Origin of the sequence: Streptomyces recifensis (assembly GCF_002154615.1) — a bacterium.
In the GTDB taxonomy this organism is placed as follows: domain Bacteria; phylum Actinomycetota; class Actinomycetes; order Streptomycetales; family Streptomycetaceae; genus Streptomyces; species Streptomyces griseoluteus.
The window spans coordinates 1-6,709 of record NZ_MUNH01000430.1 but is presented as its reverse complement, the minus strand read 5'-3'; the positions used below and the strand labels follow the sequence as shown (position 1 = coordinate 6,709).

The window sequence follows — 6,709 nt, the reverse complement described above, 5'->3', positions numbered from 1 at the left end:
CTTCCGCACCGCCACGGGCGGCGGCGAGGGCCTTGCGGGCGCCCGTGGCGGTGCGGAAGCGGGCCGCGGGGTCGGGCTGGAGCATGGTGGCGATCACCTGCCACAGCGGCTCGGGCACCCGCGCGGGCGCGCCCGGCGTCCCGTGCTCGAGGAAGTACCGGACGATCTCCTTGCCGTCCGGCTTGGCCCCCTCCAGCAGATACAGGGCGACCAGCCCCACCGCGAACAGGTCACCGGGGAAGTCGGGTTCGGCCCCCAGCAGCTGCTCGGGCGCCAGATAACCCGGCGTACCGACCACGAGGTTGGTCTCGGTCAGCCGGGGCTCCCCGAACCGCATGGCGATGCCGAAGTCGGACAGCCGCAGCCGGGGCCGGCCCGTGCCGGTGGCCTCCAGCAGCACGTTGGCGGGCTTGATGTCCCGGTGCACGACCCCCTCGGCGTGCACGGCACCCAGCCCGGACAGCAACTGGTCCAGGAGAGTGCACACGAACACCGGCGGAAGAGGACCGTAGTCGTTGATCAGATGGACCAGGGAGCCACCGGCCACCAGGTCCATGGTGAACAGGACCTGGTCGTCGTCGGCCGCCCAGCTCGCCGGCGCGAGCACATGCGGATGATCGATGCGCAGCGCCTGCTCGCGCACGAAGCGCAGCAGGGTGTGGGCGTCGCGCTGCTGAAGCACCTTGGCGGCGACATAGCGCCGTCTGCGGTGGTCCCAGGCGCGCCACACCGCGCCCACACCGCCACGCCCGATCGGGTCGGCCAGCTCGTACCGGCCCGCGAACACCTCACCCATGACCGTGCAGCTCCTCCCCCTGGTGTGCTGCCCCGGCCCGTGGGACCGGGCCCGGTGCCGGACCTCCTCCGGACCGGGCCGGGGGTCAGCTCTGGTGGGACTGGTAGTGCGCGACCGCGTCGGCGGTGCGGCCCGCGCCGTAGACCCGGAGGAACTCTGCCAGTTCGGGGTGGGTCGGGGCGAGGGTGTCCGCGGCGTCGATGATGTCCCCGGCGGCGGCGACGGAACGCAGCAGTGACTGGATCTCCCGCACGACCCGCTTGACCGTGGGCGCACCGGAACTGCTCGTCGTCGTGGTGGTGTTGCTCAGCACCGAGCCCCCTTGGGACTTCTTGATCTCGTCCATGCGGTCGGTCGCCTCGGCCGCGCTCACACTGCCGTCCGCCACCTGCGCCGCCAGCTCCTGAAGCAACTGCACCCGCTGCACGACCGCCGGATTGCCGATCTTGGCCCGCTGGCCGCTCATGAGCTGCGACAGCATCGGAGCCGACAGCCCCAGCGCGGCGGCGAGCCGGGCCTGGTTGAGCCCGAGATCGTCGATGAGCTTACGGAAGAGCGCCCCCAACGGCTCCCCGTACCAGTTCCGCTGGAGCTCCCGCGCTCTCGCGGTGGCTTCCTGCTGTGCGGCATCCATTGCGTCTCCCCATCGCTTCCCCAGAAACCGTGGTTCGCTGAAGCGAACCACGTCGAGCATCCTACGGAGCGGGGTGATTCGCGGGGACCCCCAATCTTTTTGCGGGATACGGGGGGTGAACCGGTACTCTGGTCTGCGACGCCCGCCAGGAGCCCGTTCTCCCGTCGGTCGTTCCCTTCCGGGGCCTTAGCTCAGTTGGTAGAGCGCTGTCTTTGCATGGCAGATGTCAGGGGTTCGACTCCCCTAGGCTCCACAACGAAAAACCCCCTCCGATCTGCGGAAACGCAGTGCGGAGGGGGTTTTCTCGTGCCGCCGTGGGGACGGGGGCTCGGGGCCTGGCGGGCGCTGTTTCACGTGAAACGGCCTGCGGTGCCCGTGACTTGGGGCGTCAGGTCAGCGGTTCTCGTCGCCCTCGACGTCGTCCTCGACCTGCTTTGCCTGGACCTCCGGGTCCAGGACGGAGGTGCCGGTGCCGTCGACCGAGTGGAGGCGGGCGGAGTCCGACATTTCCGTGGCGGCCGGGGGCTCGACCAGCCAGTCCGGGTTGGCCTGGCGGTCCCACCACTGCCAGACGGCGTAGGCGCCGCCCGCGAGCAGGCTGGCCAGGGCCACGTACTTCAACGTCCGGCCGGTGCGGCCGCGGCGCTCGTTGCGGCGGGCCAGCTTCTTGATCTCCTTGGCCGACACATTGCCCCGCAGGGCGACCAGGGCGGCTGCGCTGCGCGCCGCGGCCTCGTCGTACACCGGGGTGGCGGCGGCCACGGCCTGCTCGATCTTGGGGCGGGAGTACACCGCCGCCTGCTTGGCAGCCTTGCGGGTCAGCTTGGCGGCGTCCTGTGCCGCCTGATCGACCTTCGGCGGCACGTGGGAGAGTGCTCGCTCCACCTGCGGGGCGAGCTTGGCGTCGTACTGAAGGCGGGCCTGGTCGGCCGCCTGCGAGACCACGGGCGCCAGCCGTACACGTGCCTCCTGCGTGTAATGAGCGGCACGCTCCTTGGCCGTGTCGGCATAGGGCGCCACCACGTCCGCTGCGTGCAGCACGCTGTCCTTGGCCGAACCGGTCGCGGCGCGCACGCTGTCGATGCGGGTCACGGGAACCTCCTCCTCGGTGGCGGTACGGTATTTCGACTGTCCACCCTGTTACGGATCATGCCTGTCGGTGGCCCACACAGCATGTGTGGACGGGCATACGGGTGCCGATCTCTGGCGAAGCGGTGAAATTCCGGGCAACCGGCCCCGCTCACGACCCTGCCACGATTCGCCGCCGGGCGCCGCCCATACGGGCCGAACTCGCCGTCACCCGCCCGGTTCGGAGCCACCGGGAGCGTGCGAGGATCGGGGGCGAACGGAAAGACAACGGAAGGCAGACCGTGGCCGAGCAGCTTTACGCCACCCTGAAGACCAACCACGGCGACATCAAGATCAGGCTGTTCCCGAACCACGCGCCGGCCACGGTCAGGAACTTCGTCGAGCTGGCCCGGGGCGAGCGCTCCTGGAAGCACCCGGGGACCGGCGTCGAGAGCACGGACCGGCTCTACGACGGCACCACCTTCCACCGGGTGATCAGCGGCTTCATGCTCCAGGGCGGCGATCCGCTCGGCACCGGCATCGGCGGCCCCGGCTACCAGTTCCCGGACGAGTTCCACCCCGACCTGTCCTTCAACAAGCCCTATCTGCTCGCCATGGCCAACGCCGGGCCGGGTACCAACGGCTCGCAGTTCTTCATCACGGTCTCCCCGACCACCTGGCTGAACCGCAAGCACACCATTTTCGGCGAGGTCGCCGACACGGCCAGCCAGAAGGTCGTCGACGCCATCGCCGCCGTCCCCACCGGCCGCAACGACCGCCCGGTCGAGGACGTGGTGATCGAGTCCGTGGTGGTGGAGAAGACCGAGGGCTGATCGGCGGCCGGTGACTTCCGCACAGGGAACCAAATGCCCCTCTCGTCCGTAAGGATGGGCGGGGGCGCTGCCGTGCCCCCGCAGTGACGACGGACGACGCGAGGGACGAAGGGGAACTCATGGACCAGGCAGCGGCCGACGCCCCGGGCGCCCGCGGCGTGCCCGTCTGCTACCGGCATCCGGACCGGGAGACCGGCGTGCGCTGCACCCGCTGCGACCGGCCGATCTGCCCGGAGTGCATGGTCGACGCCTCCGTCGGCTTCCAGTGTCCCGACTGCGCGCGCGGCGGCACCCCCGCCTCGGGCGGCACCGCGTCCGCGCCGGCCGACACCCGCCCCCGCACCCTCGCGGGCGGCACCCTCACCCGCGATCCCCGCCTGGTCACCAAGGTCCTCATCGGGCTGAACCTGGCCCTTTTCCTGGTGAAGCTCTCCCTGGGCGACGTCTTCACCAACCAGCTCGACCTGATCGGCCGCGCCTACGCCCCCCATCTCACCGGCATCCAGGGCGTGGCCGAGGGGCAGTGGTACCGGCTGCTGACCTCGATGTTCCTGCACAGCGGCTATGTGCACATCCTCTTCAACATGCTCAGCCTGTGGTGGATCGGCGGCCCGCTCGAAGCCGCCCTCGGCCGCGCCCGCTACCTCACGCTGTACCTGGTCTGCGGCCTGGCCGGCGGCGCGCTCACCTATCTGCTGGCCGCGCCCAACCAGCCCTCGCTGGGCGCCTCCGGGGCGATCTTCGGACTGTTCGGCGCCACCGCGGTGCTGATGCGCCGCCTCCGCTACGAGATGCGGCCGGTCATCGTGCTGCTGGTGGTCAACCTGATCATCACGTTCGGGGTGCCGGGCATCGCCTGGCAGGCGCACATCGGCGGGCTCGTCGCCGGAGTCGTCGTGGGGTACGCGATGATCCACGCCCCACGTGAGCGACGGGCGCTGATCCAGTACGGGGCCTGTGCGCTGGTGCTCCTGGTGGTGGCCGTTCTCACCCTGGTGAGAACGCTCCAGCTCACCTGAGCCCGAACCGTTGTCCACAGTCTGTGCCCGATCTTGTGCACACGGTGCGGGAACAACCGTGCCCCCTGCCGCTCGGATGTGAATCCGCAGGTCAGACAGGGGGCGTGAGGTGGGGCGCCGGTCGTCGGATGGTGTTTCCGGCGTCAACCGGGGATTAGTTATCCACAGATCGTATTCCTTTTCCCCAGGGGGGTGTGGATACTTCGTTGGCCTGTGGATAACTCAGTGGAGGGCCGTGGGCAGAGGTCGCCGGAACCGGGTGCGGGGCCCGGTCACTTCCACTGGGTGGAGACGCCGAAGCCCGCCGCGATGAAGCCGAAGCCGACGACGATGTTCCAGTTGTCCAGGCTGTCGATCGGCAGCGAGCCGTCGGTCACGTAGAACACCACGATCCACGCCAGGCCGATGAGGAACATGGCCAGCATGACGGGCGCGACCCAGGCGCTGTTGGTGAGCTTGATGGCCTGCGCCTGCTTGACCGGCGGCGGCGTGTAGTCGGCCTTCTTGCGGATACGTGACTTCGGCACGAAGGTCTCTCCTGTCGATGCGCTGCGTGGCCGCGCAGGTGTCTGGGTCGAGCTCGGGGCAGCGTACAAGGGGAAGGCAAGGGCACACCGAGTGCTCCCCCGGACGTCCGTTAGCGTAGTGCTTCCGCGGCGCCGAAGGAGATAAGGGTACGTTGAGCAATTCTGCCGACTCCCCAGGGACGGGAGCAATGGGTTCCGCGCCGGCCCGTCGTCCCCGTTTCCGGCCGGTGCGGATTCTCACCGCCGGTGTCTTCGCTCTGGCCGGCCTCATCTTCGTCACCAGCTTCAACACCGCCAAGGGCACCGACCTGCGGACCGACACCTCGTTGCTGAAGCTGTCGGACCTCATCCAGGAGCGCAGCCGGAAGAACCAGGGCCTGGACGAGTCCAACGCCACACTGCGGCACAGGGTCGAGTCGCTCGCCGAGGGCGACGACGGCAGTACCCGCGCCCAGGACCGGCGGCTCGGCGGGCTGGAGAAGAGCGCGGGCACCGAGCGGCTCACCGGCAAGGCCGTCACCGTCACCCTCAACGACGCCCCGCCGAACGCCACCGCCAAGCTCCCCGGCTATCCCCCGCCGCAGCCCGACTACCTGGTCATCCACCAGCAGGACCTCCAGGCGGTCGTCAACGCGCTGTGGCACGGCGGCGCACAGGGCATCAAGGTCATGGACCAGCGGCTGATCTCCACCAGCGCGGTCCGCTGCGTCGGCAACACCCTGATCCTCCAGGGCCGCGTCTACTCGCCCCCGTACAAGATCACCGCCGTGGGCGACCCGGAGCGGCTGAAGCAGGCGCTCGCCGCGAGCAAGGCGATCCAGAACTACATGGTGTACGTCAATGTCTACGGTCTCGGCTGGGACGTCGCCGACGAGGGCACCGTCACGCTGCCCGGCTACACCGGCACCGTCGACCTGCACTACGCGACGCCCGTGAAGTAGGCACGCGGGGCAGGGGCCCGTGGACGAGCCGCACCTCACCCGCCGACCGCGTGTTCGCGGCGCGAAACCGTTCCGCCCGTCGTTGAGGTGATCGGCGCCCGGACCCGTAAGTCCAGGTGTGCTCCAGGCACGCCGGTGACGGACCCGGCGCCGTTAGTCTGGTGGCGTACGGCGTGAGTCAGGAGCCGTGGAGGAACGGAAGGGACGGCATGTACGGCTGGATCTGGCGGCATCTGCCGGGCAACGCGTTGGTGAGGGCACTGATCTCGCTCGTGCTCGTCGTGGCCGCGGTCTACGTCCTGTTCCAGTACGTGTTCCCGTGGGCGGAACCGCTGCTGCCCTTCAACGATGTGACGGTGGACAACCAGTGAGCAGCGCCCGGATTCTCGTCGTCGACAACTACGACAGCTTCGTCTTCAACCTCGTCCAGTACCTCTACCAGCTCGGCGCCGAGTGCGAGGTGCTGCGCAACGACGAGGTGACCACCGCGCACGCCCAGGACGGCTTCGACGGCGTCCTCCTCTCGCCCGGACCCGGTACGCCCGAGGAGGCCGGGGTCTGTGTGGACATGGTCCGGCACTGCGCGGCGACCGGCGTCCCGGTGTTCGGGGTCTGCCTCGGCATGCAGTCCATGCAGGTCGCCTACGGCGGGGTGGTCGACCGGGCGCCCGAGCTGCTGCACGGCAAGACCTCGCCGGTGATCCACGAGGGGCGGGGCGTCTTCGCGGGACTGCCGACGCCGTTCATCGCCACCCGGTACCACTCGCTGGCCGCCGAGCCGGCCACCGTGCCCGCCGAGCTGGAGGTCACCGCCCGCACCGAGGACGGGATCATCATGGGGCTGCGCCACCGTGAACTCCCGGTCGAGGGCGTGCAGTTCCACCCCGAGTC

General features: G+C 69.6%; 9 protein-coding genes and 1 tRNA gene. 6 read left to right on the top strand and 4 right to left on the bottom strand.

Features of this window, described 5'->3' with window-relative positions; translation table 11 throughout:
* Positions 1 to 796 (bottom strand): serine/threonine-protein kinase (locus CCN33_RS21680; RefSeq protein WP_140394616.1); only part of this gene is annotated, 796 nt, incomplete at its 3' end.
* A gap of 85 nt (positions 797 to 881) precedes the next feature.
* Positions 882 to 1,430 carry a helix-turn-helix domain-containing protein gene (locus tag CCN33_RS21675; RefSeq protein ID WP_086695219.1) on the bottom strand — a complete coding sequence of 183 codons (549 nt, stop codon included), beginning with the start codon at positions 1,428 to 1,430 and terminating at the stop codon, positions 882 to 884.
* 180 nt (positions 1,431 to 1,610) lie between these two features.
* Between CCN33_RS21675 and CCN33_RS21670 the strand changes: the two genes are divergently transcribed.
* Positions 1,611 to 1,683, top strand: a tRNA-Ala gene (locus tag CCN33_RS21670).
* A gap of 140 nt (positions 1,684 to 1,823) precedes the next feature.
* Here the strand turns inward: CCN33_RS21670 and CCN33_RS21665 are convergent.
* Positions 1,824 to 2,522: a DUF5324 family protein gene (locus tag CCN33_RS21665; RefSeq protein ID WP_086695218.1), complete on the bottom strand. Its 699-nt coding sequence runs from the start codon at positions 2,520 to 2,522 to the stop codon at positions 1,824 to 1,826.
* 278 nt (positions 2,523 to 2,800) lie between these two features.
* Between CCN33_RS21665 and CCN33_RS21660 the strand changes: the two genes are divergently transcribed.
* The gene (locus tag CCN33_RS21660) at positions 2,801 to 3,331 is read left to right on the top strand and encodes a peptidylprolyl isomerase (protein ID WP_086695217.1); all 531 of its coding nucleotides are present in this window, start codon (positions 2,801 to 2,803) and stop codon (positions 3,329 to 3,331) included.
* 119 nt (positions 3,332 to 3,450) lie between these two features.
* Positions 3,451 to 4,350 (top strand): rhomboid family intramembrane serine protease, encoded by a 900-nt coding sequence (locus CCN33_RS21655; RefSeq protein WP_086695220.1) that lies wholly within the window; start codon positions 3,451 to 3,453, stop codon positions 4,348 to 4,350.
* A gap of 272 nt (positions 4,351 to 4,622) precedes the next feature.
* On the opposite strand, the gene crgA is transcribed toward CCN33_RS21655, so the two are convergent.
* Complete coding sequence (gene crgA / locus CCN33_RS21650; protein WP_030805947.1) at positions 4,623 to 4,877, bottom strand: cell division protein CrgA; 255 nt, start codon at positions 4,875 to 4,877, stop codon at positions 4,623 to 4,625.
* Between the two features lie 152 nt (positions 4,878 to 5,029).
* On the opposite strand from crgA, the gene CCN33_RS21645 reads away from it, so the two are divergent.
* The 3 genes from CCN33_RS21645 to CCN33_RS21635 all read left to right on the top strand — a co-directional run.
* Positions 5,030 to 5,818 (top strand): DUF881 domain-containing protein, encoded by a 789-nt coding sequence (locus tag CCN33_RS21645; protein ID WP_086695216.1) that lies wholly within the window; start codon positions 5,030 to 5,032, stop codon positions 5,816 to 5,818.
* Between the two features lie 209 nt (positions 5,819 to 6,027).
* Complete coding sequence (locus CCN33_RS21640; protein WP_030805941.1) at positions 6,028 to 6,189, top strand: hypothetical protein; 162 nt, start codon at positions 6,028 to 6,030, stop codon at positions 6,187 to 6,189.
* Positions 6,186 to 6,709: aminodeoxychorismate/anthranilate synthase component II (locus tag CCN33_RS21635; protein WP_086695214.1), on the top strand; the 524-nt coding region annotated here is incomplete at its 3' end. The genes CCN33_RS21640 and CCN33_RS21635, both read left to right, overlap by 4 nt.

Coding starts and splice junctions, on each gene's coding strand:
- CCN33_RS21675 (WP_086695219.1), bottom strand. CDS start 1,430: ATGGATGCCGCACAGCAGGAAGCCACCGCGAGAGCGCGGGAGCTCCAG.
- CCN33_RS21655 (WP_086695220.1), top strand. CDS start 3,451: ATGGACCAGGCAGCGGCCGACGCCCCGGGCGCCCGCGGCGTGCCCGTC.
- CCN33_RS21640 (WP_030805941.1), top strand. CDS start 6,028: ATGTACGGCTGGATCTGGCGGCATCTGCCGGGCAACGCGTTGGTGAGG.